Annotated in this window: 27 protein-coding genes and 2 pseudogenes; 20 read left to right on the forward strand and 9 right to left on the reverse strand. The window is 45.2% G+C overall.

Annotated features, from left to right (window positions below; all coding sequences use genetic code 11):
- Window positions 1-29: 29 nt before the first annotated feature.
- Window positions 30-917 carry an NAD(+) kinase gene (locus JEU20_RS08865; RefSeq protein WP_198245108.1) on the reverse strand — a complete coding sequence of 296 codons (888 nt, stop codon included), beginning with the start codon at window positions 915-917 and terminating at the stop codon, window positions 30-32.
- 61 nt (window positions 918-978) lie between these two features.
- Between JEU20_RS08865 and JEU20_RS08870 the strand changes: the two genes are divergently transcribed.
- From JEU20_RS08870 to fae, 10 genes are all read left to right on the forward strand, one after another.
- Complete coding sequence (locus JEU20_RS08870) at window positions 979-1,491, forward strand: hypothetical protein (protein ID WP_198245110.1); 513 nt, start codon at window positions 979-981, stop codon at window positions 1,489-1,491.
- Between the two features lie 3 nt (window positions 1,492-1,494).
- On the forward strand, window positions 1,495-2,148 hold the full coding sequence (locus tag JEU20_RS08875; protein WP_245395163.1) for a DUF3047 domain-containing protein: 654 nt from the start codon (window positions 1,495-1,497) through the stop codon (window positions 2,146-2,148).
- Window positions 2,149-2,218: 70 nt separating this feature from the next.
- Window positions 2,219-3,265: a heat-inducible transcriptional repressor HrcA gene (gene hrcA / locus JEU20_RS08880; protein ID WP_198245112.1), complete on the forward strand. Its 1,047-nt coding sequence runs from the start codon at window positions 2,219-2,221 to the stop codon at window positions 3,263-3,265.
- Between the two features lie 52 nt (window positions 3,266-3,317).
- Complete coding sequence (gene grpE, locus JEU20_RS08885; protein WP_198245969.1) at window positions 3,318-3,932, forward strand: nucleotide exchange factor GrpE; 615 nt, start codon at window positions 3,318-3,320, stop codon at window positions 3,930-3,932.
- A 61-nt stretch (window positions 3,933-3,993) separates the two neighbouring features.
- Window positions 3,994-5,931 carry a molecular chaperone DnaK gene (gene dnaK, locus JEU20_RS08890; RefSeq protein WP_198245114.1) on the forward strand — a complete coding sequence of 646 codons (1,938 nt, stop codon included), beginning with the start codon at window positions 3,994-3,996 and terminating at the stop codon, window positions 5,929-5,931.
- A 348-nt stretch (window positions 5,932-6,279) separates the two neighbouring features.
- On the forward strand, window positions 6,280-7,416 hold the full coding sequence (gene dnaJ / locus JEU20_RS08895; RefSeq protein ID WP_198245116.1) for a molecular chaperone DnaJ: 1,137 nt from the start codon (window positions 6,280-6,282) through the stop codon (window positions 7,414-7,416).
- Window positions 7,417-7,419: 3 nt separating this feature from the next.
- Window positions 7,420-8,226, forward strand: coding sequence for a 4-hydroxy-tetrahydrodipicolinate reductase (dapB, locus tag JEU20_RS08900; RefSeq protein WP_198245118.1), 807 nt, complete (start codon window positions 7,420-7,422; stop codon window positions 8,224-8,226).
- Between the two features lie 20 nt (window positions 8,227-8,246).
- Entirely contained in the window at window positions 8,247-9,155 is a 909-nt protein-coding gene (locus tag JEU20_RS08905) for an ATP-grasp domain-containing protein (RefSeq protein ID WP_198245120.1), read from the forward strand.
- 1 nt (window position 9,156) lies between these two features.
- Window positions 9,157-10,011, forward strand: coding sequence for a triphosphoribosyl-dephospho-CoA synthase (locus JEU20_RS08910; RefSeq protein ID WP_198245122.1), 855 nt, complete (start codon window positions 9,157-9,159; stop codon window positions 10,009-10,011).
- A 79-nt stretch (window positions 10,012-10,090) separates the two neighbouring features.
- Window positions 10,091-10,600 carry a formaldehyde-activating enzyme gene (gene fae / locus JEU20_RS08915; protein WP_198245971.1) on the forward strand — a complete coding sequence of 170 codons (510 nt, stop codon included), beginning with the start codon at window positions 10,091-10,093 and terminating at the stop codon, window positions 10,598-10,600.
- A gap of 87 nt (window positions 10,601-10,687) precedes the next feature.
- Here fae and JEU20_RS08920 read toward each other — a convergent pair whose 3' ends face one another.
- Window positions 10,688-11,368, reverse strand: a complete 681-nt coding sequence (locus JEU20_RS08920) for a HisA/HisF-related TIM barrel protein (RefSeq protein WP_198245124.1) — start codon at window positions 11,366-11,368, stop codon at window positions 10,688-10,690.
- Window positions 11,369-11,370: 2 nt separating this feature from the next.
- Between JEU20_RS08920 and JEU20_RS08925 the strand changes: the two genes are divergently transcribed.
- The 5 genes from JEU20_RS08925 to JEU20_RS08945 are packed head-to-tail and all read left to right on the forward strand — an operon-like array spanning window position 11,371 to window position 16,056.
- Window positions 11,371-12,381 carry an ATP-grasp domain-containing protein gene (locus JEU20_RS08925; protein WP_245395225.1) on the forward strand — a complete coding sequence of 337 codons (1,011 nt, stop codon included), beginning with the start codon at window positions 11,371-11,373 and terminating at the stop codon, window positions 12,379-12,381.
- Entirely contained in the window at window positions 12,378-13,427 is a 1,050-nt protein-coding gene (locus JEU20_RS08930) for a hydantoinase/oxoprolinase family protein (protein WP_198245128.1), read from the forward strand. Before JEU20_RS08925 ends, JEU20_RS08930 begins: the two co-directional genes overlap by 4 nt.
- A 9-nt stretch (window positions 13,428-13,436) precedes the next feature.
- Window positions 13,437-14,813, forward strand: coding sequence for an aminodeoxychorismate synthase component I (gene pabB / locus JEU20_RS08935; protein WP_198245130.1), 1,377 nt, complete (start codon window positions 13,437-13,439; stop codon window positions 14,811-14,813).
- Complete coding sequence (locus JEU20_RS08940; RefSeq protein WP_198245132.1) at window positions 14,810-15,355, forward strand: amino acid kinase family protein; 546 nt, start codon at window positions 14,810-14,812, stop codon at window positions 15,353-15,355. Before pabB ends, JEU20_RS08940 begins: the two co-directional genes overlap by 4 nt.
- Before the next feature lie 23 nt (window positions 15,356-15,378).
- The gene (locus tag JEU20_RS08945) at window positions 15,379-16,056 is read left to right on the forward strand and encodes a DUF2959 domain-containing protein (RefSeq protein ID WP_342590486.1); all 678 of its coding nucleotides are present in this window, start codon (window positions 15,379-15,381) and stop codon (window positions 16,054-16,056) included.
- Between the two features lie 45 nt (window positions 16,057-16,101).
- Here the strand turns inward: JEU20_RS08945 and JEU20_RS08950 are convergent, their stop codons facing one another.
- Window positions 16,102-16,530, reverse strand: coding sequence for a hypothetical protein (locus JEU20_RS08950; RefSeq protein WP_198245136.1), 429 nt, complete (start codon window positions 16,528-16,530; stop codon window positions 16,102-16,104).
- 344 nt (window positions 16,531-16,874) lie between these two features.
- Window positions 16,875-16,970: pseudogene (locus tag JEU20_RS15220) on the reverse strand (cytochrome b/b6 domain-containing protein); the annotation flags it as partial.
- An 86-nt stretch (window positions 16,971-17,056) separates the two neighbouring features.
- Between JEU20_RS15220 and JEU20_RS08955 the strand changes: the two are divergent.
- Window positions 17,057-17,790, forward strand: a protein-coding gene (locus JEU20_RS08955; protein ID WP_198245137.1) for an IS5 family transposase whose coding sequence is annotated in 2 segments (ribosomal slippage) — window positions 17,057-17,573 and window positions 17,573-17,790 — 735 coding nt in all. Because the reading frame shifts where the segments join, the coding sequence is not laid out codon by codon here.
- Here JEU20_RS08955 and JEU20_RS08960 read toward each other — a convergent pair.
- A complete protein-coding gene (locus JEU20_RS08960; RefSeq protein ID WP_198245139.1) occupies window positions 17,770-18,279 on the reverse strand; it encodes a cytochrome b/b6 domain-containing protein in 510 nt (169 codons plus the stop codon). The genes JEU20_RS08955 and JEU20_RS08960 overlap by 21 nt on opposite strands.
- Window positions 18,280-18,329: 50 nt before the next feature.
- Here JEU20_RS08960 and JEU20_RS15895 point away from each other — a divergent pair.
- From JEU20_RS15895 to JEU20_RS08975, 4 genes and pseudogenes are all read left to right on the forward strand, one after another.
- Window positions 18,330-18,422 (forward strand): annotated as a pseudogene (locus tag JEU20_RS15895) (transposase); the annotation flags it as partial.
- Window positions 18,386-19,039 (forward strand): IS5 family transposase, encoded by a 654-nt coding sequence (locus tag JEU20_RS08965; protein WP_425356707.1) that lies wholly within the window; start codon window positions 18,386-18,388, stop codon window positions 19,037-19,039. The pseudogene JEU20_RS15895 and the gene JEU20_RS08965, both read left to right, overlap by 37 nt.
- Before the next feature lie 422 nt (window positions 19,040-19,461).
- Entirely contained in the window at window positions 19,462-21,144 is a 1,683-nt protein-coding gene (locus JEU20_RS08970) for a GTPase (RefSeq protein WP_342590487.1), read from the forward strand.
- On the forward strand, window positions 21,125-22,705 hold the full coding sequence (locus JEU20_RS08975) for a GTPase (RefSeq protein ID WP_198245145.1): 1,581 nt from the start codon (window positions 21,125-21,127) through the stop codon (window positions 22,703-22,705). Before JEU20_RS08970 ends, JEU20_RS08975 begins: the two co-directional genes overlap by 20 nt.
- Window positions 22,706-22,798: 93 nt before the next feature.
- Here JEU20_RS08975 and JEU20_RS08980 read toward each other — a convergent pair whose 3' ends face one another.
- From JEU20_RS08980 to JEU20_RS08995, 4 genes are all read right to left on the reverse strand, one after another.
- Window positions 22,799-24,232 carry an MFS transporter gene (locus tag JEU20_RS08980; protein ID WP_198245147.1) on the reverse strand — a complete coding sequence of 478 codons (1,434 nt, stop codon included), beginning with the start codon at window positions 24,230-24,232 and terminating at the stop codon, window positions 22,799-22,801.
- A gap of 28 nt (window positions 24,233-24,260) precedes the next feature.
- Complete coding sequence (locus tag JEU20_RS08985; RefSeq protein ID WP_198245149.1) at window positions 24,261-24,998, reverse strand: DUF5020 family protein; 738 nt, start codon at window positions 24,996-24,998, stop codon at window positions 24,261-24,263.
- A 1-nt stretch (window position 24,999) separates the two neighbouring features.
- Window positions 25,000-25,800, reverse strand: coding sequence for a c-type cytochrome (locus JEU20_RS08990; protein WP_198245151.1), 801 nt, complete (start codon window positions 25,798-25,800; stop codon window positions 25,000-25,002).
- Window positions 25,787-25,990: response regulator (locus JEU20_RS08995; protein ID WP_198245153.1), on the reverse strand; the 204-nt coding region annotated here is incomplete at its 5' end. The genes JEU20_RS08990 and JEU20_RS08995, both read right to left, overlap by 14 nt.

Genomic DNA, 25,990 nt, shown 5'->3' on the forward strand with positions numbered 1-25,990 from the left:
TGTGTTAAACAGGCAGTTAAAGCACTTTATTATATATGGTAACCGCTACTCCAGTTGAGTTTATCACGCAAAATACGAAAGAAATCATGGTTTTCAGGATGCAGAATAATCAGTTGTTTGGCTTCTTTTTTGATTTTAATAATATCGCTAATGCGTACATCCGGAATCTCCAGATGATCGCAAGTCACTAAGGCGTGGATTTGCTTAGTCTGGCTAAAGCGGATTTCAATTTCGCAATCATCATCAATAACGACTGGACGATTGGATAAGGTATGTGGATTGAGCGGGACTAAAACCAGCGCATTCAATGAGGGCTGAATAATCGGGCCGCCGGCTGATAAAGAATAGGCTGTGGAGCCTGTCGGGGTGGCGATAATTAAACCATCGGAGCGCTGCGTATTAAAGTAAGCACCGTTGATGGAGGTGATGATTTCAATCATGCTTGGCGTGACCCAACGATGGATTACGACTTCATTCAAGGCAGTTTGCTGATGAATTATGGCATCATCCCGAATGACCTGGGCATTGAGTAGGCTACGTGATTCTTTTTGGTAGTGACCTTGCAAAATAAGATCCAGGTGAGTTGCCAGCTCATCGGGCGAAATATCGACTAAAAATCCGAGATGGCCTAGGTTGACGCCAATCAGAGGGATTTGATCGTTGACGATAGCCCGTGCAGTTGCCAGAAAAGTGCCATCGCCACCGACAACAATAACAACATCGCACTGTTGGCCCAACGACTCAAGTGGACATGTCGTGTAATCAAAGCCCGATGCATATTGCTGGCTGTGTTCGGTCAGAAATATACGATAACCTTTCTGGGCTAAAAAACGCCCCAGGCGGCAGAGGACGCTGATAATTTCAGGTGCATTAGGTTTGGTTGTGATGCCAATATTCTTAAAAGTATAAGATTGCATGGGTGATGAGCGGCCAGTCGATTAAATGATATAGTCTTAATTTTAAAACGATTATAGTCTCATGTTTTATTATTCATTACCTTTATTTTTTACGCATATCAAGTGGTTTTCCCTATCTGAATTATTGGGTGTCGCCTTGCTTTTATTATTTGTTCTAGGCTTGACTGCGCCACCGCCTGAGCAAAAAGAGGAATTAGTGCAGTCATTATTTGACGAACATTATGTACATTTATGCTGGTTGGGCTTGAAGCCTTTATGGGCTGTGTTTTGGCCCTGGTTTTTGTTTTTTAATCTGGCTGTTTTTACTGTCGATAGCCTGGTGCTTGCAGGCCAGCTCAGTGCATCGAGTTGGGATGACGTGTATTTTGTTTTGTGTTTACCCAGCATACTCTGGTCAATAGCCGTCTGGCGGAATTCAAGTAATACACAGTATCGGATTTGGGCGGCTTTAGCGCGCTTGATGACTTTGGCGGTGTGGTTTGAATATGCGTTAAAGTGGGTGATACGCTTTGATTATGCACGCATTTTTTTCAATTGTAATGAGGTCGTGTTGGACTATGCAGCTTGTTTTTAGACGATGAAAAACAGGACTTGGTTTTTTTTGAGTGTACTGATGATGAGTGCGGTTTTATTAGCGTCTGAGAGATTGATGGTCGGAAGATTTTCGGTCGGAGATTTGTCGGGTTGGACGTCTCAGAAATTTAACGGCGAAACCCATTATCGCTTGAAATTTGATCACGGTGACCAAATATTAGAAGCCGATAGCCAGCAAACAGCTTCTGGCTTAGTTAAAAATCAAACGGTTGATTTAAGCAAAACGCCTTTTTTGAATTGGCGCTGGAAGGTGATCAAGTGTCCTGCTGCCAGGGATAGGGATGAGCGAAGTAAGGCCGGTGATGATTATGCGGCCAGAATTTATGTCATTAAAAAAGGAGGATTGGCCTTTTGGCGTACGAAGGCCATAAATTATGTGTGGTCAGCGAATCAGGCTCGAGGCAGCGTATGGGAAAATGCATTTGCAGGCAGGCAAGCTATCATGGTGGCGGTCAGAGGTCAGGACGATGCCGGCGGTGAGTGGAAGGTGGAAAAAAGGGATGTCCGCAAGGATTTTAAACGCTTTTTCGATGAGGATATTTTGGTAATCGATGCGATAGCGATTATGACCGATACAGATAATGCTGGCGGGCGAGCCATCGCGGAATATGGCGATATTTATTTTACAGCAGATTGACAGATGGAAATATAGCTGGTAGCTTTGCTCGCTGGCACTCGTTTGTGCTGAGTGCTAATGGGTGAATCTTATGCATACAACAATTGATAATCACAATTTAAATGAAAGATCGCTGCAACTGTTAAAGGCGTTGGTCGAACGTTATGTGCAGGATGGCCAGCCAGTAGGTTCCAGGGTTTTATCAAAAGATAGTCAGCTGAATTTGAGTCCGGCCACGATCCGCAATGTGATGGCTGATTTAGAAGATATGGGGCTGATTCGTTCACCGCATACGTCAGCGGGGCGGGTGCCGACGGTGAGTGGTTATCGTTTGTTCGTCGATAGTTTGTTGACGGTTCAACCGGTCGACAAGAAGTTGTTAAACAAGGTGAATAGTGAATTTAATGCCTCAATGGAAAAGGATGAGGTGGTGGAGAAAGCATCCCGAATTTTGTCAGAGGTGACGCGGATGGCCGGCGTCGTGACCTTGCCTAATCGGGAGATTGTTCAGTTCAGGCATATTGAGTTTCTGAAATTGTCTAATAATCGAATTTTGGTGATTTTTGTCGCCGATGAACAGGAGGTTCATAACAAAATCATCCATACGGATCGTACCTTTTCGGCCGCAGAATTACAGCAAGCGGCGAATTATCTGAATTCAATTTATGCCGGCCAGAGTCTAGCGGAAGTTCGGGAAGCAATCGTGCAAGACCTGGAGCATAATCAACATCAGGTGAATCAGGCAATGATTGATGCCGTGACGATGGCGCAACAAGTGTTTGAAAACACGTCGCATGAGGACTACGTCGTCAGTGGTCAGACTAACCTGATGGATTTTTCGGAATTATCCAATATGGAGCGATTGAAACAATTATTTGAAGCCTTTAATCAAAAGCAGTCTGTATTACATTTATTGGATAAGTGTCAACATGCCGAAGGGGTTCAGATTTTTATCGGTGAAGAATCGGATTATGAGCCGTTCCAGGAATGCTCGCTTGTAACCGCCCCATATAGCGTCGAAGGCCAGGTATTGGGCGTCTTGGGAGTGATAGGACCGACCCGGATGGCATATGAAAAAGTAATTCCTTTTGTGGATGTGACGGCAAAATTATTGGGTGCGGCCTTGAAGAGTCGATAATTGACCCCATTACTGGATTTATTAAATAAATATTTCATTGGAGCGAATGATTATGAGTGACAAACAACCGACATCTGAACAGGATTTGCCGGAGCAAGAGCTAGATTCTGCCCAAAATGATGCTCAGGCAGAAAATACAGCGGATGACGATATTGAAACACTGAAGAAAAAGCTAGCCGAGGCTGAAAAAAAGGCCGAGGAAAATTGGGATAAGGCGGTGCGTGCGGTCGCTGAAATGGAAAATATGAAGAAGCGTATTCAACGTGATCTTGAAAATGCGCATAAATATAGTCTAGAGAAAATTGCTAAAGAATTGCTGACTGTTATTGATAGCCTTGAGTTAGGCATCTTGGCTGCAAATAGCGACCACCCTGAGGTGCAAAAGCATAAGGAAGGTAGCGAGTTAACTAAAAAGCAATTGGAGTCCGTATTTTCCAAGTTTAATATTGAAGCCATTGATCCAATAGGGCAGCCGTTTGATCCAGAAAAGCATCAGGCTATGTCAATGCAGCCGACATCGGAGGTCGAGCCCAATACGGTTATCAATGTGTTTCAAAAGGGATACACCTTGAATGACCGTTTGATTCGGCCTGCGATGGTCGTTGTGTCCAAAGCGGATGACTCGCAAAAGCCCGATGAAAACACAAAAATTGATGAGCAGGCTTGAAATTGCAATAACGAGCCGCATATTAGAACTAACAAATTAATTAAGAAAACGGGAGAGATCAATGGGAAAAATAATTGGAATTGACTTAGGAACCACAAATTCCTGTGTGGCTGTGCTGGAAAACGGCAAACCACGTGTGATTGAAAATAGTGAAGGCGCAAGAACGACGCCTTCGGTTATCGCATTTACCGATAACGATGAGGTTTTAGTCGGTCAAGCGGCTAAGCGGCAAGCCGTAACAAATCCTGAGAACACGTTATTCGCCATCAAGCGCTTGATTGGGCGTAAATTTGATGATGATGTGGTACAAAAAGACATCAGTATGGTGCCTTATAAAATCGTTAAGGCTGAAAATGGTGATGCCTGGGTTGAGGTGCGTGGTAAGAAAATGGCGCCACCTGAAGTGTCATCAAGAGTTTTGATGAAGCTGAAAAAAGATGCTGAAGCATTTTTAGGCGAAGAAGTCACTGAAGCGGTGATTACGGTGCCGGCTTATTTTAACGACTCACAACGCCAGGCGACTAAAGATGCCGGACGGATTGCCGGTCTCGATGTCAAGCGGATTATCAATGAGCCAACAGCAGCGGCATTGGCTTATGGTATGGACAAAACACCAGGTGATGTAACATTGGCTGTTTATGATTTGGGTGGTGGTACGTTTGATATTTCCATTATCGAAATTGCGGAAGTCGAAGGCGAGCATCAGTTTGAAGTATTGTCTACCAATGGTGATACCTTCTTAGGTGGTGAAGATTTCGACTTGAGAATCATTGATTATTTGGCGGATGAGTTCAAGAAAGATACTGGCATTGATTTGCATAACGATCCATTGGCGCTGCAGCGTTTGAAGGAAGCTGCCGAAAAAGCCAAGATTGAACTGTCATCAGCAGAACAAACCGATGTCAACTTGCCTTATGTGACGGCTGACGCTTCAGGGCCTAAGCATTTAAATGTCAAACTGACTCGCGCGAAACTGGAATCTTTGGTTGACGATCTGATTGAAAGAACACGCAAGCCGTGTGAGCAAGCGTTGAAAGATGCTGGATTATCAGCTTCCGACATCAATGATGTGATTCTGGTTGGTGGTCAGACGCGTATGCCTAAAGTTCAGGAGATGGTGAAAAACATCTTCGGCAAAGAGCCGCGCAAAGATGTTAACCCGGATGAGGCGGTGGCATTAGGTGCTGCGATTCAGGCGGGTGTATTAGGTGGCGATGTCAAAGATGTCTTGTTGCTGGATGTGACACCACTATCTTTGGGTATTGAAACCATGGGTGGTGTGATGACCAAGCTGATTGAGAAAAATACCACGATTCCAACCAGTGCATCACAGGTATTCTCGACAGCAGAAGATAATCAGACTGCGGTAACGGTACATGTCTTGCAGGGTGAGCGGGAAATGGCATCGGCGAACAAATCGCTAGGGCGGTTTGATTTGACCGATATTCCACCTGCACCACGAGGTGTGCCACAAATTGAGGTAACCTTTGATATTGATGCCAATGGTATTTTGAATGTATCGGCTAAAGACAAAGCGACCGGAAAAGAGCAGTCGATTGTGATCAAGGCATCAAGTGGACTGTCTGAGGAAGAGGTCGAACGCATGATAAAGGATGCTGAGGCACATGCCGAAGAAGATAGAAAGCTAAAAGAGCTGGTGACGGCGCGAAATGCTGCGGAAGGCATGATTCATGCGACTGAAAAATCACTGGAAGAGCTTGGTGATCAGGTTTCCGGTGATGAAAAATCGGCGATTGAAACAGCAATCAACGAGCTGAAAGAGGCAGTTAAAGGTGATGATAAAGACGCGATTGAGGCTAAAACCAAAGCCTTGACCGAATTGTCAGGAAAATTAGCCGAAAAAGCTTATGCCCAGAAAGGTGGTGCGGAAGCTTCAGCAGAATCTGCCGCTGGCGCAGGGGCTGAATCGGCTTCTTCAGCAGATGACAGTGTTGTTGATGCTGAATTCGAAGAAGTTAAGGATGATGATAAAAAATAAGTCGATAAGACTTTTGTAGTAGAAGAACTGCGTCAGCTTTTGGCGCAGTTCTTTTTGTTTGTGAATGCAGAAAAAGTTAAAAAACAGCGGGTTTGATGTGTTCGTTGACTTCATTTGTGAGGGGTGGCTGGCATGTGACGAACTCCGTTAAATGCACGTTAACTGAAGCCGGATGCGCGTTGCTTTCTGCGGTTCAGCAGGAACTATGTTAAAATTAACGGTTTTCGATTTTGACGCGCAATGCATATTTTTAGAGTGTGTATTGCGCATCAAAAACACACTATAAAGATCAACACAGAGGGTAAAAAATCTCCTGCATTTAAATAGAAAAGGGAGGTTGATTGAATCATGGCGAAAGAAGACTATTATAAAATTTTAGGGATAGCCAGAACGGCCAGTGAAGTCGAAATCAAGAAGAGTTATCGGCGGCTAGCGATGAAGTATCATCCCGATCGCAATAAGGATAATTCGACAGAGGCTGAAATTAAATTCAAGGAAATCAAAGAGGCTTATGAGGTGTTGTCCGACCCGAAAAAAAGGTCTGCTTATGACCAGTTCGGACATGCCGGTGTGGATAACTCATTTGGTGGTGCTGGTGGTTTTAGCGGCGCGGAAAGTTTCAGTGATATTTTTGGTGATGTATTTGGGGATATTTTTGGTGGCGGCGGTCGTCAGCGCAGCGGTGGTGCACAGCGTGGCGCGGATTTACGCTATAACCTGGAGTTGACGCTTGAAGAGGCTGTGCATGGAACCGAAGCAACGGTTAAAGTGCCAGTCATGGTCAAATGTGACGAATGCGGCGGCTCGGGTGCTAAAAAAGGCAGTGCTCCTGTTACCTGTACTACCTGTCATGGTCATGGTCAGGTCAGGATGCAGCAAGGCTTTTTTTCGATTCAGCAAACCTGTCCAACTTGTCACGGCTCGGGGCAGAAAATCAAAGATCCTTGTCGTAAATGCCATGGACAGGGGCGGGTTCAAGAGACTAAAACCTTGTCGGTCAAAGTGCCTGCTGGCGTTGATACTGGGGACAGGATTCGATTGGCCGGTGAAGGCGAAGCCGGGGTTATGGGCGGCCCTGCCGGCGACCTTTATGTTCAGGTTCATGTCAAGGAGCATCCGATTTTTACCCGGGAGGGTGCGGATTTATATTGCGAGGTACCGATCAATTTTCCGACAGCTTGTCTGGGTGGAGAGCTGGAGGTGCCAACTTTAGATGGCAAAGTTAAATTAAAAATACCGGCTGAAACACAAACCGGAAAATTATTTCGTTTGCGCGGAAAGGGTGTAAAACCGGTGCGGGGCGGTCCGGCCGGTGATTTAATCTGCCGAGTCGTCATTGAAACACCAGTGAAACTGAATAAAGAGCAGCGCGAATTACTGGAAAAGTTGCGTGATTCATTGTCGGGTGGCGGCAAGCATCATAGTCCTCAGGAGCATTCCTGGACGGATAGTGTTAAAAGCTTTTTTGATAAATTGACAGGATAAATCATGATACGAGTCGCTGTTGTCGGTGCTTCAGGGCGTATGGGGTTATGTTTGATCAAAGCTGCCGCATTATCTGCAAAAACAGAGTTGACTGCGGCTGTCAGTCGGCCCGGTAGTTTGGCGGTTGGGCAGGATGCCGGGGAGTTGGCCGGTATTTCGCATATTGGCATTACGGTGACTGATGATTTGTCTGCGGCAGTCGATTTATTTGATGTGTTGATTGACTTTACCCGTCCGGAGCCTTCAATGGAGTTTATTGAAGTTTGTCGCCTTGCGGGCAAGAAAGTCGTTATTGGCACTACAGGCTATGATGACAGTCAAAAACAGAGAATTCAGGAGGCAGCCCAAGACATTGCTATCGTCATGGCTCCAAATATGAGTGTGGGTGTGAATTTGACGTTGAAGTTGCTGGAAATGACCGCGCAAGTGATGGGTGATTACACAGATATAGAAGTGATTGAAGCGCATCATCGGCATAAAGTAGATGCGCCGTCGGGAACAGCTTTGAGAATGGGCGAGGTAATCGCCGACACATTAGGGCGTGATTTAAAAGCCTGCGCAATTTATGGCCGGGAAGGTGTAACCGGTGAGCGTGATCGTAAAACTATTGGTTTTTCCACCATACGTGCGGGTGATGTTGTCGGTGAGCACACTGTTATGTTTGCCGATGAAGGTGAGCGTGTTGAAATTACACATAAAGCCACCAGTCGTATGACCTTTGCAAATGGTGCGGTTCGCGCGGCTGAATGGCTTGCCGATAAAACAAACGGTCTGTATGACATGCAAGATGTCTTAGGCTTGAAAGCCTGATTGTGACTGATTGATAACTCTTGGGCAGAATCGTAATTTTTACCGATGACCCAGGTTGGCACGGGGAGCAGCTGCGGCTGTCTTTTGCTAAACGGGGATTTGGAGCTGACTATGTTTCATTGACCTGCTGTCGATTGCAGTGTCAGCCAGGCTTGCCATGCATTCAAATTCCAGGTTTTAAGTCATTGCCGGATGCCGTTTTTGTGCGCGGTGTGCCGGGTGGTTCATTGCAAGAAGTCATTTTTTATCTGGATATTTTGCATGCACTGAAAATTTCCGGAGTGCCGGTCTATAATGATGCGGGCGCAGTTGAGCGAAGTGTCGATAAGGCCATGACCAGTGTATTGTTGCAGCAGGCGGGCTTGCCTACGCCGCCGACCTGGGTGTTGCGTGACAGAGATGAGGCGTTGGCCATTGCAGAATCTGAGCTGACGGCCGGTCATTTGTTGATCAGTAAGCCAATATTTGGCTCACAGGGTGAAGGGATTCGGCGCCTTGAAAAAATGACCGACTTGTTCTGGTTGACCAGTAGCCAGGGAATTTATTATTTACAGCGGTTCATTATGTGTCGCGGAAACGGCTATTCGGATATTCGGGTTTTTGTGATTAATGGCCAGGTAATGGCGGCTATGCGTAGAATGGGGCAGTCATGGTTGAATAATGTCGCCAAAGGTGCTGTGTGCGAGACGATGAAAATATCGGAATATGTATCGGATTTAGCGATCCAGGCCGTTACAACCTTGCAAATGGATTATGCAGGTGTCGATATTATTCAGGATGACGAAGGAGGCTATCATATTATTGAGGTAAATAGCATTCCGGCCTGGAAAGGCTTATATAAAACGACTGGGCTTAATATGGCGGACTATCTGGTAGCGGATCTGATTGAGCGTTATTTATCCTCATCTTTCAAATGCGGTGTGAATTAACATGAGACAGGCATTGGTCGAGGCGTACCGGAAGGCGTGTGAGGTTGAATTGCAAGCCTTCAAGCCGGGCAATGTGAGTGTTTATAGCGATGGTCATGACATGACAGTCGAGGATTTTAGAATTAGTCTGGATGTTAGTTCCGGTCCTATCTGTGATCCGAGCTATTCATTGGGTAAGAAAATATACTATGCCGTCCGTGCGACGCGGGAAGCTGTAGGCTGTAATACAAATTTGGGGATTATTCTTCTTTGTGCACCATTGATTCATGCGGTACAAAATCGGCAAACTGGGCAGGTATTGCGGGACGCATTGCAAGATGTGTTAAAAGCGACAACAAAAGATGATGCGGATTGGGTATTTCGTGCCATAACGCTGGCATCGCCAGGCGGGCTGGGCGATTCGGAGCAGGCGGATGTTTCTGAAAAGGCCTCGGTCACCTTGCTTGAAGCGATGGAAATAGCTGCAACTAAGGATAGAATTGCTTATCAGTTCACATCTTGTTACAAAGATATTTTTGAATTTACAATTTTGCTGTATAATTCCATTCTAGCGAAATTTGGTAATTTTTATTGGGCGGCATTGGCTGTTTATGCAGGAATGCTAGCACAATATCCTGATAGCCATATTGAGCGCAAATATGGTCGGCAGTATTCTGGCTGGGTTTCTTCGCAGATGCGGGAGATTCAGAAGGCATTGATCAATACCGATAATCCTGAATCATTGCTTCCGCTTCTATATGAAGTGGATCAAGCATTCAAGGAAAAAGGGATCAATCCAGGTACGACGGCCGATATAACAGTGGCAACTGTACTGGTGGTGTTTTTGGAGCAGTTGGTCAATAGAGAATTCTGTTGATTGGGCATAAATGGATTTGCCGATTTTTTTTGATTCATTCTTATTATTGTTTTTATTTTCTTTAGGAGAGAAAAGTAAAATGGCTAAAATCAACAATTTACGTGTTGGCGAGTCTCTGGTTGGTGAAGGTAACGAAGTTGCTCACATTGATTTAATGATTGGACCTCGTGGTTCAGCAGCTGAGTCTGCATTTGCAAATTGCCTGACTAACAACAAAGACGGCTTCTCCAGCTTGTTGGCTGTTGTTGCTCCTAACCTGATGGTTAAACCGGCTACTGTTATGTTCAACAAAGTCACCATTAAAGGTTCTAAACAAGCTGTTCAAATGTTTGGACCAGCACAGCGTGGTGTTGCCATGGCTGTTGCTGATTGTGTTGAAAACGGCACAATTCCTGCTGACGAAGCGGACGATTTGTTTGTTTCTGTGGGTGTATTCATTCACTGGTTGGCCGATGATGACGCTAAAATCCAGGAATACAACTACAAAGCGACTAAAGAAGCGTTAGAACGTGCTGTTGCAGGTTCACCAACTGCAGCTGAAGTTGTTGCGCAAAAAGCGACTGCTGAGCATCCATTCGCTGCAAACTAAGTTTCAGTTTAACAGCTGAAGAAATACCCCGCCCATGCGGGGTATTTTTTTGCCTGCTATTTTTGCTGATTTATTATGAACCCGGTATCAGGATAATGATTGAATTTCAGAGGCTGTCAGTTTGCCGAAATGCAAGCAGCTAGAAACCAAGGCAGTTTTTATGCCAAGACGGATTAGCTCTTGTAAGTCGGTTAACCCTCGAATACCGCCGGCGGCAATAAAATTTTTGTCCGGATAATGTTGGCGATAATAGGCCAGCTTTTTGAAGTCGGGGCCGCTGTTCATGCCGACCTTGTTCAGTGTCATCAGAATGACTGAATCAGGCCAGAAACGGCTGTCGTCAAAGATTGATTGTGCCCCCAACGGGGTGTCGTTTTGAAAGTCCAGGGAAAGAATACTATTGGCTGGTAGTGGTGCTTTTATCTGTGTTTGGGATTCAGTGCCGAAAACGATACGGTAATTGGATGGATAGCTATATTGATTCATCTCCACTACGCTTAAGCCATTATCCACCCAAAATGAAATATCGGGGTACTGCTGGAGCAAATTCTGAATCAGTTCGGTGTGGCTGCCTTGATTCAAAATGGCATCTAAGTCGGCAATATAAAATTGCTTGAAAGGATAAAGTGTCAAAAAATGCTGGATGACCTCAAAAACATCTGCTGATGGGCAAAGTGGTGTGCACAGTGGTTGATAGTTTGAGCGCTCTCCGGCCTTAGCTAGAACCACATGCTGATTTTTTAAGTCAATAACAGGGATAATGTGCATTGGTGAAAATCTTAATCGTTGAGTTTATTACCGGTGGCGGCTTAGCGGCTGAAAAGGTGCCTGAATCGCTTGCCCGGGAAGGTGATATGATGCTACAGGCTTTATTGGCGGAACTCAATGTGCTAAAGGGCCTAGAGTGTGCTGTCATGCTCGATTGGCGTTATCAAAACAATGTCTCGGGACAGACCTTAACAAAAATTATCGTGCAGGAGAGCGAAAATTTCTATCGGGTTCTGGCACGTACCTTGCCGGATTACGACGTGTTTTGGCCTATCGCACCGGAAACCGACCATGCCCTAGCTGAGATGGTTAGATTGAGTGCTGAAATCGGTGTAAAATACGCAGCCTCTTGTCTATCGGCAATTGATTTATGTAGCGATAAATTGGCCACGATGAACGTGTTGAAATCAGTTCTACCTGTACCTGAAACCCACAGCTTGACCGTTTTTACGCCAGAATTTCCACCCGCATGGGTGGTAAAACCGATCGATGGAGCAGGTTGTGAACAGACGATATTGGTTTCTGACCATCAAAGTTATCGGCAATGCCTGGCCGAAATAGACCAGCCTGAAGCCTTCATCGCACAACGCTATGTTGCAGGCAAAGCCATTAGTCTTTCCGTATTGTTTAAAGCAGGGCAGGGTTGGTTATTGTGCTGTAATGAGCAACAGATAAAAATTGACGATAATCATTTTGTTTTAATGGGCTGTCGAGTGAATAGTGCGATTGACCATTTAGCTTCTTATCACGACGTGATTGACGCTATTGCACGCCGCATTCCTGGGTTATGGGGGTATGTCGGCATTGATTTGATTGAAACGCCGGACAATATGCATGTTGGAAAACATCAACTCCGGGTACTGGAAATCAACCCGCGCCTGACTACTTCCTATGCTGGAATTCAGGCTGCAACCGGTATCAATGTAGCCGAACAGGTCTTGCAATTGTTTGATGGTGAGCCGGATATGACACGATTACGCAACGAAATGGTTACCTTAAAACTTCGAAAATGACTCAATTCATCATTGGCTGGGATATTGGCGGTGCGCATGTCAAAGCGGCGTTGTTAACTAAAGATGGCACGCTAAGAAATTTGGCATTACAGCCCTGTCCGTTATGGAAAGGACTTGATTATCTCAAACGAGCCGTTTTGGCGATTGAGCGACAATTTATCACGCAACCCTGTCAGCATGCCATTACCATGACGGGTGAGCTGGTTGATTTGTTCGACAATCGGGTACAAGGTGTTGAAGCGATTATTCACTCAATGCAAGCGTTTTTTCCAAACCAGTCTGTGCAGATTTATGCCGGTAATCACGGTTTTTTAACGCCCTCAATGATTGACCCGGCGCAGTGTCTGAGGGTTGCATCGGCAAATTGGCTGGCCAGTGTGCATTTTGTAGCGGCTCAGGTTGCGAATGCTGTCTTTGTCGATATTGGCAGTACCACGACAGATATATTGTTGATCGAAAACCATGCCCCCAATGCATTGGGTTATACCGATTATCAGCGTCTCGTGTCCGATGAGCTGGTTTATACCGGCATTGTTAGAACCGCCGTCATGGCAGTGACGCAACAGGCTGTATTTAAACAGCAAGAAATGTCGCTGATGGCAGAATTTTTTGCCAGTATGGCTGATGTTTATCGACTGAGCGGTGACTTAAACGAAGCGCATGATTTGAGCGATACGGCCGATGGCGGGGCAAAAACACAGGTTGCGAGTGCGCGCCGATTATCCAGGATGACGGGCTATGATTTTGACGAAAAAGATATGTCGTTGTGGCATGATTTTGCCGAGGACATTAAAATTCGGCAAAAAACAAGAATTATGCAAGCGATAACACGACAGATTGAGCGTGGCAGACAGCAGGATATAACCTTGGTGGGGGCAGGTATTGGGCGTTTTTTGGTCAAGGAAATTGCACAGGATATGGGACACAGCTATATCGACTTTGATAACCTGGTCGAAACAAAAATGCAGGCCAATACATTGCACAGTTCAGATTGTGCACCGGCCGTTGCCGTCGCTAAGTTGGCGTTACAATCAAGCCTGGTATAAAATCCCGAAATGACAGCTGCAAAACTCCAAATTCATCCCTTACCGTATTTTCCTGATTCTGCGGACTTGTTTTCCGCCATTGCCAACAAACCTTGGGCGATTTTTTTGGATAGTGGTTATCCGATAACGCATCAGGGGCGATTCGATATTATAGCGTGCGACCCGGTTGTGACGCTTGAAACCCGAGGCCAGAAAACAACCATTAAACAACAAGGCGAAGTATTGGTATCAGAAGCAGATCCTTTTGCATTGGTTAAACAGTTTTTAGATGTTTCGCTGTCCAGTGAAGAGGATCTACCCTTCAATGGGGGGGCAATCGGCTATTTTTCCTATGATTTGGCAAGGCGACTGGAAAAACTACCCGAAATCGCCGAAGACGCCGAGCAGATTCCAGAAATGGCCGTTGGCATTTACCATTGGGCGGTGATTGTCGATCATCATAAACAGCAGACACATCTGATTGGCCATCATTTAAGTGAAGATGTTTGGGAAACATTGATCGATCAGTTCAGTCTGTTACCGGCTGTGCCGCAGGATGACAGTTTTAGTGTGTTGGAAACGCCTGTTTCCAATATGGATCGGGACTATTACGCTAAAGCCTTTGACAAGATACAACATTATTTAAAAGAGGGGGATTGCTATCAAGTTAATCTGGCGCAGCGTTTCAGCGCTCCCTGTCAGGGCAATCTGTGGCTGGCTTATCGCTATTTGCGTCAAATCAATGCTGCGCCTTTCAGCAGTTATATCAATCTGCCGGATGTACAGGTGTTGAGTTCTTCGCCCGAGCGTTTTTTAAGTGTTAATGATGGCGAAGTAGAAACCAAGCCGATTAAAGGGACGCGATCGCGTAAATTCTCCGAACAACTGGATGTGCTGCAAATCGGGGCGTTGATAGAAAGTCGTAAGGATCGCGCCGAAAATGTGATGATTGTCGATTTATTGCGTAATGATATCAGCAAATGCTGCAAACCCGGATCGGTCAAAGTGCCCCGCTTGTTCGATATCGAAAGCTACGCCACCGTGCATCATTTGGTGAGCACCGTCAAAGGCGAGTTAAAACACGATCAACATGCGCTTGATTTGTTGCGCAGCTGCTTTCCGGGAGGCTCGATTACCGGAGCACCAAAAATCAGAGCGATGGAAATTATTGAAGAATTGGAACCACACCGACGCGGTGTTTATTGTGGTTCGATCGGTTATATCGGCTTTAATGGTAATATGGATACCAATATTGCGATTCGCACGCTGGTACATTCAGATGGCTGTATTCGGTTATGGGCGGGGGGCGGCATTGTCAATGACTCCAGCATGGAAGAAGAATATCAGGAAAGTTTTGATAAGGCCGCTGCCTTGTTGAACGTGCTGGCACATTTTAAAGCGTCATGACAACCGTCATAAAAGTGGGCGGCAGCTTGGCTAAAAATGGCCGATTAAGCGACTGTCTGAGCCGAATCGACCAATATTATCAACAAAACACAGTCCTTGTGCCAGGCGGAGGTTGTTTTGCCGATCAGGTACGTGCTGCACAGCAACACTGGCAATTTGATCAGCAAACCGCGCACCACATGGCGCTATTGGCGATGCAACAAATGGCGCTGCTGTTTAAAGCGTTACAACCGGGGTGGCATCTTGTATCGAAGACGAAAGAAATCAGCTGCTACCCTAATGATATCCTGATCTGGCAACCCGATATTGCAGAGCTGGATGCGGCCGGTGTCGAAGCGAGCTGGGAGGTTACCTCAGACAGTTTGTCCGCCTGGCTTGCCGAGACGATTAACGCCGATAGACTCATTATATTAAAATCGACACTGATGGCGGTCAGTGCCAATATTGACGCATTACAACAAGCAGACATTGTGGACCCAGCATTCCATCGTTTTATGCATGCAAGTATACCGTTTGACGTGCGTAATTATGAGCAGCTGTAACGTGTTATTTTCTTTTGTCGATGATGAACAGACATGATGGAACTATGTATTCAAAACTAAGACAATTCGTCCGGAAATTTATTAATCAGGCCTATTATAAAAGCCGGGAATCCCTGCTTGGGCATCATAAACGCGATATTGTCGTGGTTCATGTCGATGCTGCCTGTGATAGCTTAGAAGACAGCCGGGAACAATTTGAAGATACATTGGAAAAATTTAAAACTCTGTTGACACTGCCTGATCTGTCGCTGGAATACCGTTATCAGCAACTTAAAAAGCAATATGACTTTTGCCGCATTAAAACTGATGAAGTAAGTCACAGAATTCGGGCCATTGAGGAAGTTTCCGAAGCCTTGTTCGAGGAATGGGAGCAGGAGCTGGATTTATACAGTAACCGCACGTTAAGAATGCGCAGTAAGCAGCAGCTGGAAAAATCACGTCGACAATATAAAAAACTGATTAAAGCAATGAAAAAAGCCGAGGCGCGTATTTATCCGGTATTGAATGCCTTTCAAGATCAGGTTTTATTTTTAAAACATAACCTCAATGCGCAAGCGATTGCTGCATTACAGCAGGAATTTGCGGTGATCAGTTTGGATATTTCTAAACTCATTGCCATTATGGAAAAAACTATTGCTGAGGCTAGCCAGTTTGTGTCGGTATTAACCGAACAAAAACAATTACCAGGTTCGACAACATAAATCGACGGCGGGAGCGGCCAGAGCTGGCCGATCCCTAACACATGATTACATATTGCCTAGGTTATACAAGACATTGTTTTGTCGATCACGTGGATCTGGACGTTTACGGCGATTTTGTTCCATTCGTTGCTTGGTATAATCGGCAATCATTTGCTCCCAGCTATCGAATTTGTCATAGCCTTTAAAACCCGCGTTTTTCCGTTCCTGGAATAGTTTTTTACCTTCTTCAATCAATTCTTCCGGCGTTTTGCCGTCAACAGTATCTAGGAATTCCTTTTTATCCCGAATCGCATCCCTGAGTGACCAAAAAGAAACTTCAAACTCGATCCGTTTTTCTACCGGCAAACGGTCTTTAATATAACTGACAGAACGGTTTGCAGTGCGTAGACTACGACCATTGATTTGATTGCCTTTGCTGCACGCCGTCAAAAACAAGCATAAAATCAGGGTAAGAATTGTGGGTAAAGCTTTCATAATTAACCTCAAAAAGATTGGCATTGTATAGTTTATTTTAATTTTGAATTCAAATGCTTAGGGTTATAACAAGGAGATAGTCAAGTTAAATTGTACCGCATCAGTCAGAGAATTTCCTGTTTTTAAAAGACACTGCGTCAAAATCAGGTTTGTAGATAGGGGAGGTGTTAGAGCGGTATGGTCTGAAGCTATTTTTGTTGTATATAGAGACTTTTGCGGAATAGTAAGAGCACATTGAAAACCAAATAAACAGCACCAGGAAGCGATCGGGTATAGAGGTTATCAATAAATGGTTTAGATGGTGATTACACGCTAGGCGCGAATCACTATCTAAACCTGTTGATTTAAGCTTTTTTCTTGCCTGTTATCATGGCTTTTATTAAATTTTCATGGTGTAGACGACTCGCCACAATAACACCTGAGATATGCAGGAAAATTAGGGGCTGTTGCCGTTTTGAAAATCCCCCTTGAAATTCAATAACTCCGCCACATAGATTGTTTATTTTGACTCAAAAACAAGCAAACTATGCCCCGACAAATGCTTACGGATGAACTTTGGGAGAAACTGAAGATAATTATGTTGAAAATGGGAATTTATGACAAACCTTGTCTTCGAAAAACAGTCGAAGGTATTTTTTATCGCTTGCGAGTAGGTTGTCCCTGGAGAGATTTACCCACGGCTTTTGGTAATTGGAATGCGGTATATAAACGATTCAATGACTGGTCTCGTAAAGAAAAACTGATGGATCCAGACCTGGAATGGGAATTTATTGATGGGAGTATTGTGAAAGCACATCAGCATAGTAGTGGTGCGGCCTGTGAACAAGAAACAGCGATAGGGAAATCTGTCGCCGGGAACACCAGTAAAATTCATATGGCCGTTGATGCCTGTGGTCTTCCTATTCATTTCTCAGTGACAGGCGGCGAAGTTCATGACTGTAAAGAAGCACCGAAATTAGTTGCAGAGCTCCCAAAAGGTGACTATATAGTTGCTGACAGAGGCTATGACAGTGAAGCATTACGTCTTCAAATTAAAGACAAAGGGCTGTTCCTGTTATCCCAAGAAAAAAGAATTCAACTCGGGGAAATGATGAAATGGATTGGTGTCTCTACAAATATCGCCATCTCGTTGAAAATGTGTTTGCAAGACTTAAGCATTTCAGAGCGATCGCCACGCGATATGACAAACTCAAACGAAATTTTGAAGGCTCTATCGCTCTGGCTTGCGCCTTTTTATGGTTACCTATCAACAGCCCCTAAAAACAAAGTGAAATTTGTGGATGCCTCGTGAATTTCTTCCCAAAATTCCTCTTCTTGCTCATTTTCCTTTTCATACTCATCATCGCGCTCATCTTCATCCGCATATACGTTATCGATTATGCTGAATTCACTCGTTATCTCTGCGAATGGACCAAGGCCTTCTTCAATGGCATAGAGTTTTAGGCCACTTAGGGTCACTACAAACAAACTTAACAATAAAGCAAAAATCATATAAGCGCCTGCGGGATTATGCCCAACATAATGGGTTGGTTTTTTTTTCATGAGCTCTTTCAGATATTGAATAACTTCAGTGGGTGAATATAGAAAACTACTGAAGCGTGCATACTTACTGCCAATGAATCCCCAAATCACTCTGAATATAATCAGGCCGAGTACGGTATAGCCAGAATAAATATGCCAAAGGTTCTCTTCCTCTGCGGTGAAATATGCAATGAAAAAAGAGGTGACCAGCGACCAATGAATGCGCATTGACCCTGAGAGAACTCTTTAAGCTGCCGTTGAGAGCGACACAGGGATGTTTGTTGTCGTTAGTCCAGTTATTAAAGCTGTCTATCCAGATTCCTCATTACAGTACATTAAGTCGCCGCCAGCAAACTCTGGAGGTTCGGCTGCCTCGTTCAAGCAGTCGAACGCCAAGACACTTAGTCGTCGATTCGACCGGCTTAAAGTCTACGGTGAAGGCGAGTGGAAAGTTCGCAAACATGGTGCCAGCAAGCGCAGAACCTGGCGTAAACTCCATATCATGGTTGATGCACAAACGCAGGAAGTCGTGGCAGTTGAGATGACGGCTAATTTTGTTGGTGATTCCGAAGTCTTGCCGGATTTATTAGAGCAGCTGGATGAACACGACCAAGTTGCCAGTGTGGCGGCGGATGGCGCTTATGATACGATCCAGTGTCATCAGGCGATTCGTAACAAAGGCGCCGATGCATTGATACCGCCGCGGGAAGGGGCGGTGGAATGGCCGAGTGATGAAGATGGGAGAACTCATCCAAGAACAGCGATTGTTCAACGTTGCGCTGAAATCGGGAGAAAGGCATGGAAACAAGAAAGTGGTTATCATCAACGCAGCCTGGCTGAAACGGCTATGTTTCGCATCAAAACGCTCTTTAGTGGCCAATTAAAAAACCGGACCTTTGCGGCTCAGATGGTTGAGGCGTATCTCCGCGTCGGCGCAATGAATAAAATGACAGGCCTGGGTATGCCTGAAAGTTATTCTGTTTCATGAATAAAGACTGGAATTTAAGAAAAGAGTACGCTGTGGATTATTTATGCAACAAAGCCCTTTTATAGTATTGTCATTATTCATTTCGAGTCCTCATCGAGTGTGTTTTTGAGTATGTGGATTTATAGGGAGTCATACTGTCAGGAATATTAGGGTGGTTAATGCAATTTGTCTATAGCAGGAAGTCGAATTATAAAATACTTTTCACGTATGGGACTACGGCCATATCAGTGGTTCTTTTTTGATGAATTTATGGCATACAGCGCATGTTTTTTCTGAATAACACAAAAACACGAAGGCTTTTTGCAGGTTATAATAGAAAGTCAGCTTTTTGTCAGGTGATTGGACCTTAAAAAAACCCCTCTATGTTGGAATTTATCCAAACTTTAAAGCAGCGTTATCACGCCGTTTTGTCACGTGTTGATGTGAAACATCCTCGATGGCATGAATACCAGCGGCGGATAGAGCAGTTGATCTATGCCGAAGCCTTTATCCGTAAAGGAGAAGTGCTGGACCAGGAAGCCTCGTTTCCTTTGCAGATTGCGGTCATCGGCCCGACACAGGCGGGTAAAAGTTCTGTCGTCAATACTTTGTTAGGCCGTGATCTGGCGGGGGTGAGTCCTTTAGCGGGCTATACCGTGCATCCACAAGGATTTTGTAACCAGCACTCAATCGCCGATTGTAAGGGGCTACAATATTATTTTGGCCGCTTTCAACAATTATCAGTCGAGCAATTGAGCGCGCAACGCTATGATTGCTATTCACTGGCTGAAAATAATGCATCTTCCGCATTATTGCCCCCTTGCGTGTTATGGGATACGCCCGATTTCGATTCGATTGATGCGGCAGATTACAGGGAAGGCGTTATTCGCACCATCGCCTTGGCAGATATTATTATTTTGGTTGTCAGTAAAGAAAAATATGCGGATCAATCCGTCTGGGAAATGATGAAGACGATTGAAGCGTTTGCACAACCGACCCTTATTTGCCTGAATAAACTGACGCCGGACAGCGAAGCCTTTATTATTCCATCATTGCAGGAAAAATGGCTGCAAACTCGTCAGGATGTTTTTCCACAACTGATACCGCTACATTTTGATAAACACAAAGGAAGCCCTGCCTGGCCTGCAGATCAAACGCAGGCCTTAATGGATTGTCAGCAACAGGTTGCCCGAAATAAACATGCCTTGCAATGTCATCAATTGCTCTGTCGGTTCTGGGATGACTGGTTAGAACCTGTGCGGGCTGAAATCAATGCTGCCGAGCAATGGCGTCACATGGTGGATCAATGTATCGCTCAGGCATTGGAAGAATATCAACGTGATTATCTTAATCATCCGCATTATTACGATACCTTTCAGGATGCCTTGGTTGAATTATTGAATTTACTCGAAATTCCAGGGCTTTCCCGCGTATTGGGGACAACACGCAGAATTGTGACCTGGCCGGTACGACAGCTGATAAACCTGGGGCGTAAGAATACGTTAGACGGTGTATCGCATGAAGTCACCTTGCTTGAGCAGTTGGCAACGCATGTCCTGATTCAATTGAGCGAGAAGATTTTAGAAAAAGTCGAGACCGATACGCTTAATAGAGAATGGTGGCAGGATGCCGCCTCCGTCCTGCGCCAACAAAAGAATAAATTACAAGGCCGCTTTGCCCAGGAAGCTGAAAAATACCATGAGCAGTTTCAGCAGGACGTTGAGCAGACGGCAAAGCGCTTGTATCGTGAACTGGAACAACATCCGATGCTGTTGAATACCTTGCGCACCACTCGGGCGACAACCGATGCCACGGCGCTAGCGGCCGCTATTTACGGCGGTGGTATCGGCTTGCATGATCTGGTGTTGACGCCGGCAATGCTATCGATTACCTCATTGCTGGCAGAAAGCGCGGTGAGCAGTTTTATGTCTAAACAAGAGGCCGAACTCAAACGGCATCAGTTAAAAACGGTCAAACAACGGTTATTTGAAGACCAATTGCAACATGCCTTGAATGTCATTCCACAGCAATTACCGGTCGAAAAACGGTTCAATATTTCAGCCCAGCAATTAAAACAGGCTGAAGATCAGTTAAATGAGAAAAGAAATGGCTTACGCATACTCTGAATGTGTTAAACAGGCAAAAGACTGGGCGCAACAGGCGCTTGCCGGACACCTGCTTTCAGAAGAACAGGTTCAGGCCTTGCTTGAAATTGAAGACAGAACACCGGACAGTTTGTTTCAAGACATCGAAACACGGCCATTGGTTGTCGCCTTTATGGGGGGCACCGGTGTCGGTAAAAGCACCTTGTTAAATCGCCTGGCCGGCGCGCCGATTGCGCGTACCGGTGTCGAACGACCGACGTCCCGCGAAGTGACCTTATTTCACCATCAAAGTCTGAGCATTGACCAGCTGCCTGACGGCTTGCCACTAGAATCGATTAATATCGGCAGCCATCAAAATTCGCATTATCAGAATATTTTATGGATCGATATGCCTGATTTCGACAGTGTTGAAACGGCCAATCGACAACTGGTTCTGGAATGGCTGCCGCATATCGATGTGTTGATTTATGTCGTCAGCCCCGAGCGATATCGTGACGCTAAAGCCTGGCGGTTATTGTTGCAAGAAGGGGCAAACCATGCCTGGCTGTTTGTCTTGAATAAGTGGGATTTAGGCGACAGTGTTCAATATGAAGATTTTAAAACACAATTAAAACAAGCCGGTTTTGACAATCCGGTTATTTTCAAAACCAGCTGTGCCGATACCGGTTCGGCTGATGAGTTTGAACAACTGGTCGCCTATCTTGAAAAATTATCCAACGCACATATTGTCAAGTCGCTGGACCAGCGCGGAAAAGCGATACGTTTTGAACAACTGGAACAGCGGCTTGAAGCGCTAGGTCAAACGCTGGCTGCAGAAAAATTTCAGCAACTGGAAAAATTTGCCCGGCAACAATGGCGGCAGCGTGAAGATATGTTTAAACAGGCGTTTGAATGGCCGTTAAAACAAGCTGCCCAGAACTATGCTGCAAAAGGCGGTGGTAAAACTGAGATTGAGGTGTGGGATCAGTGGGCGCAAAGCCGTTTTGATGATGTTATAGATGATGTGCTGTTTAAAGCTGCCCAATTACAGATTCCGTCAACTGTATTAAAACAAAGCTTGAAGAAGCTGGGACAAGAGGTTGGGAAACAAGTCACCGCGAAAACTGAACTGGAATGTCGTAAAGCCTTGATCAATCCCGGAAACCGGATACAGCGATGGACGCTCAAATTTCTGAAACTGTCAGAATTTTTGTTACCGCTAGCGGCCATGAGCTTTGTCAGTTATCAGGTTTTTATCGGCTATTATGAAAGCGTCGAGCGTGGTGAACCTTTTCTAGGTGTTGATTTTGTGGCGCACAGCATTCTGTTGATTCTATTAAGCTGGCTGATTCCCTTTTTTCTGCATAAAAAACTGCAGCCCTCATTACAAAAAACTGCCGAGCGTGGTTTAAAAAAAGGAATGGAGTTGGCTTTGGCCGAATTAGAACAGCATATTCTGCAAGCGATTGAAGCCGAAAAACAACGCAGTCAGGCGGCACGCGAGGCATTGAGTTCAATCATCCAGATGTGCCGGGATGGTAAACGACAAAATATTGAGCATGCAACGGATCAGGCGTTACAGGATTTATTGATGAGTAACTGATGTTACGCCGTGACTTTTTTATCATTCCTCAAGTAAGACTAAAATAACCCAATAGCCGGGAGGTCGCATTATATTGAGTCAATTTATCACCGGTTATCGTTTCGTGTGTTGAGTAGAATAAATATAATCAGCCGCTTCATATTTAAGTCGTTTAAAGAGGTCGGGTAAAAAAATTAAGGCTATCAATAAGGTTAAGCCTGCAAGTGCGGCAAAAAGGAGATTTGCTTGCTGATTTAAAAATCGAAAGCCTAAGCCGTAAAACAGTGCCGAGAGCAGAATAAATATCCAGTTAAGCCAGTTCACCGCAGCAAATACTCGACCTTTGTCTTTTACCGGCGGGCGGGCCTGAATAAAGGCTAATAATGGCACCGAATAAAAACCGGAGGCGACGCCTAATAAAAAACATAAGGCGAACGCGATAAGCTGGATGTTGAAAGTGGCCGTTGGGAAAATCTGGATCTGTTCTAATAGTTCAGGCGTGTTTTTTAACTGTTGAAATAACACGAATTCTTCAGTCTGTGGCTGATGCACGGGCAATAGGCTTAAGGTCAGTAAGCACAGTATCAGCACGCTTATCGCCGGTTTGATCAGGCCGAGTCGTATTTTGCCAGCCGATAGACGCCCCACAATCAGGCTGCCTGCAGCGATGCCCAATGAGGTGACAGCAACCATCAAACTGGTTTCAAAATTGTTCAGGCCGAGTTGAAAGCGGCCGAAGGCGTTAATTGCCGTGAGTGCTACGCCGCCGACAAACCAAAACCAGGAATAAATCAGCATGATGCGGAACATCAATTTATCCTGCTGAAAAACCTCAGCCAAGGTTTTCAGCACGCTGATGAAGGAATGACGGTTGAGGCGGCGTTCAGGATCAGCGGCAGGATGCTTAGCGATGGCGAGTGAGGAGAGGGTGCCAAATACAGCGATACCGACAGTAATAATACCGGCCAAGTACATTTTTCCGACCAAAAAATCAGCCAGCAAGCCGGCAACGGCGACCCCCAGAATTATGGCTAAGAATGTGGTCATTTGGGTTAGCCCGGTCGCTTGTGATAAATCATCCAGGCGTACCAGTTCAGGGAGACCGCCGTATTTGGCCGGACCAAAAAAGGCGCTTTGTGTGCCGAGTAAAAAAGTAACACCGGCCAATAACCACAGATAAAGCGGTACCTGTTGGATTAGAAAGGAGGTATACGTCATGGTCAGAAAAGCGCCAACACCGAGCAAGGCGATGATGATTTCGGCGATTTTACAGGCGACCATCATGCGGCCTTTGCTGAACTTGTCGGCTAAATCGCCGGCAATGCCGGAAAAAAGCAGGAAAGGCAGTGCAAAAAGAGACTGAACAACGGCTTGATATTCAACGCCCAACATCAAATAACCAACCCCCAGTAATAACACCAATTGTTTAAATACATTGTCATTGAAAGCGCCTAGCGCTTGGGTCAGTAAAAAGGCGAGAAATGAGCGGTTTTTGAAAGGTAGTGGGGGAATATCGTCTGTGGATGGTGGTTGATCGCTTTTGCTCATGTATCAGCTCCAGGTGTGGAGGGTAGAATTAAAAAAAGGCAATAATCATCCCTTGAACCACCGACTCATTGACATTGGCTAAACCAAATTTGTGGAGCCAGTAACTGTATTCGGTGCCGACATATAACGTATCTTTTTTCCAGCCCGCCAAATCGCCTACGTCAATCAGCATTTGTGGCTGCGCCAGAATGATAAAATTCCCGTTGGCATTGGTATAACCAAAACGAAAATCGGTAAATCCACGGAACTTGAAACGGATATCGCCAAGACTGAAGGGATAACTCCAAACCGGGGTGACCTGTAAGCCATATTTTCCGGAAATATTGTCGTCTTTATAGGCGGTAATATCCAATTGCAGATAATCAAAATAGCGATTGGATAAATCAAAACTGATGCCGCCCAGCCAGGCTTTGAAATTATCGGATTCAGGTTTGTTGCTGATATTGATACCGGCAACCAGTGAAATATCGCGGACAGGGCCAAACCAGAGCTGATTTCCAGAGAGCTTGTTTAAGCTTAAATAACTATAAACCTCGGCATACACCTCAACCCCGATGTCGCTGCGGAAAGCGGTATCGACAAAGAAGAAATTTGTGCCATAGCGCCAGCCATCGGCGTGTTCGACCGTGATGGTGGGGCGGTCGTTGTCGCCAAGCTCAAAATCGCTGCCGTATAAAAATTGAATATTTTGGCTGCTCCAATCAATGGCCGAGGCAATCGGCACATAAAAACATAAGATCAGAAGGTAAAACTTAAGGCGCTGCATCTTATGGCGTAAACGATTTTAAATACAGCTGGATTTTTTCGACCTGTGAGTCGGACAAGATATTTTCGAAAACAGGCATTTTAGTTTTGGGGTTGAAATGCCGCGCATTCATGATGCGTTGTTTTAAAACGGATTCGGAGTAGATTGCTGTAGGGTTGACGGGGGTATTTAAGTCGGGGCCAACAGACCCACCGCTGCCATTGATCGCGTGGCAACGGATACAGTAGCGACTGAACAGGTTAAAACCAGCCTGTACATCAGCGTCAGTCGATTGCGGGACGGCGTTACTAAAGAACTGTTCAGCGGGTTTTATTGCAATTTTTGTTAATTGAAAAGGCCAGGCATAACGCCATTTTTCCTTGTCTGTGCTGTCTGGCCAGACCAAATAAAACGGTGCGGGCGTGGTTTTATTCTCGCCAAACTGAAATGGCTGCCAATGACCTTTCTTAACGCTCAGATCCTGAAATGCGAGATAACCCTGATTAGTGGATACATCGGCATACGGCATGGTCGCCTGATAACCATCTTTAGCTGTAAAGACAACGATAGCTTGCGATAAATCACCGGCATATTGTGTGGCTAATTGCTTAATGATTGGACGCAAAGCGATGGCACGGTAGTGTTTCTCGGTTTTATAGACAGGGTCATGCTGGATTCGTACGGTTTTGGCAGGATAACGCGATGCTAAGGTATCTACAGATAACTTAATAGACGGCCAGGCAGATTGCCTGGAAACGTCTGCAATAGCCATGTGGCTGAGTAAAACTAAAAAAGGCAGTGCGAAAAATTTAAATACTTTCATGTTGAATACAATGGGCAATGATTTCAGCAAGTTTAGAGGAATCAATGGGTTTTGTCAGGTAATAATCAAAGCCGGAATTCAAGGCACTATCGATTTTGTTCTGTTCGGCAAAGGCGCTGATGGCAATGGTTGTTAAAACAATATTATATCGCTTTATTTTTTTGATCAGATCCAATCCTGATAATACCGG

The sequence above is a fragment of the methane-oxidizing endosymbiont of Gigantopelta aegis genome (assembly GCF_016097405.1).
GTDB lineage: Bacteria > Pseudomonadota > Gammaproteobacteria > Methylococcales > Methylomonadaceae > Methylomarinum.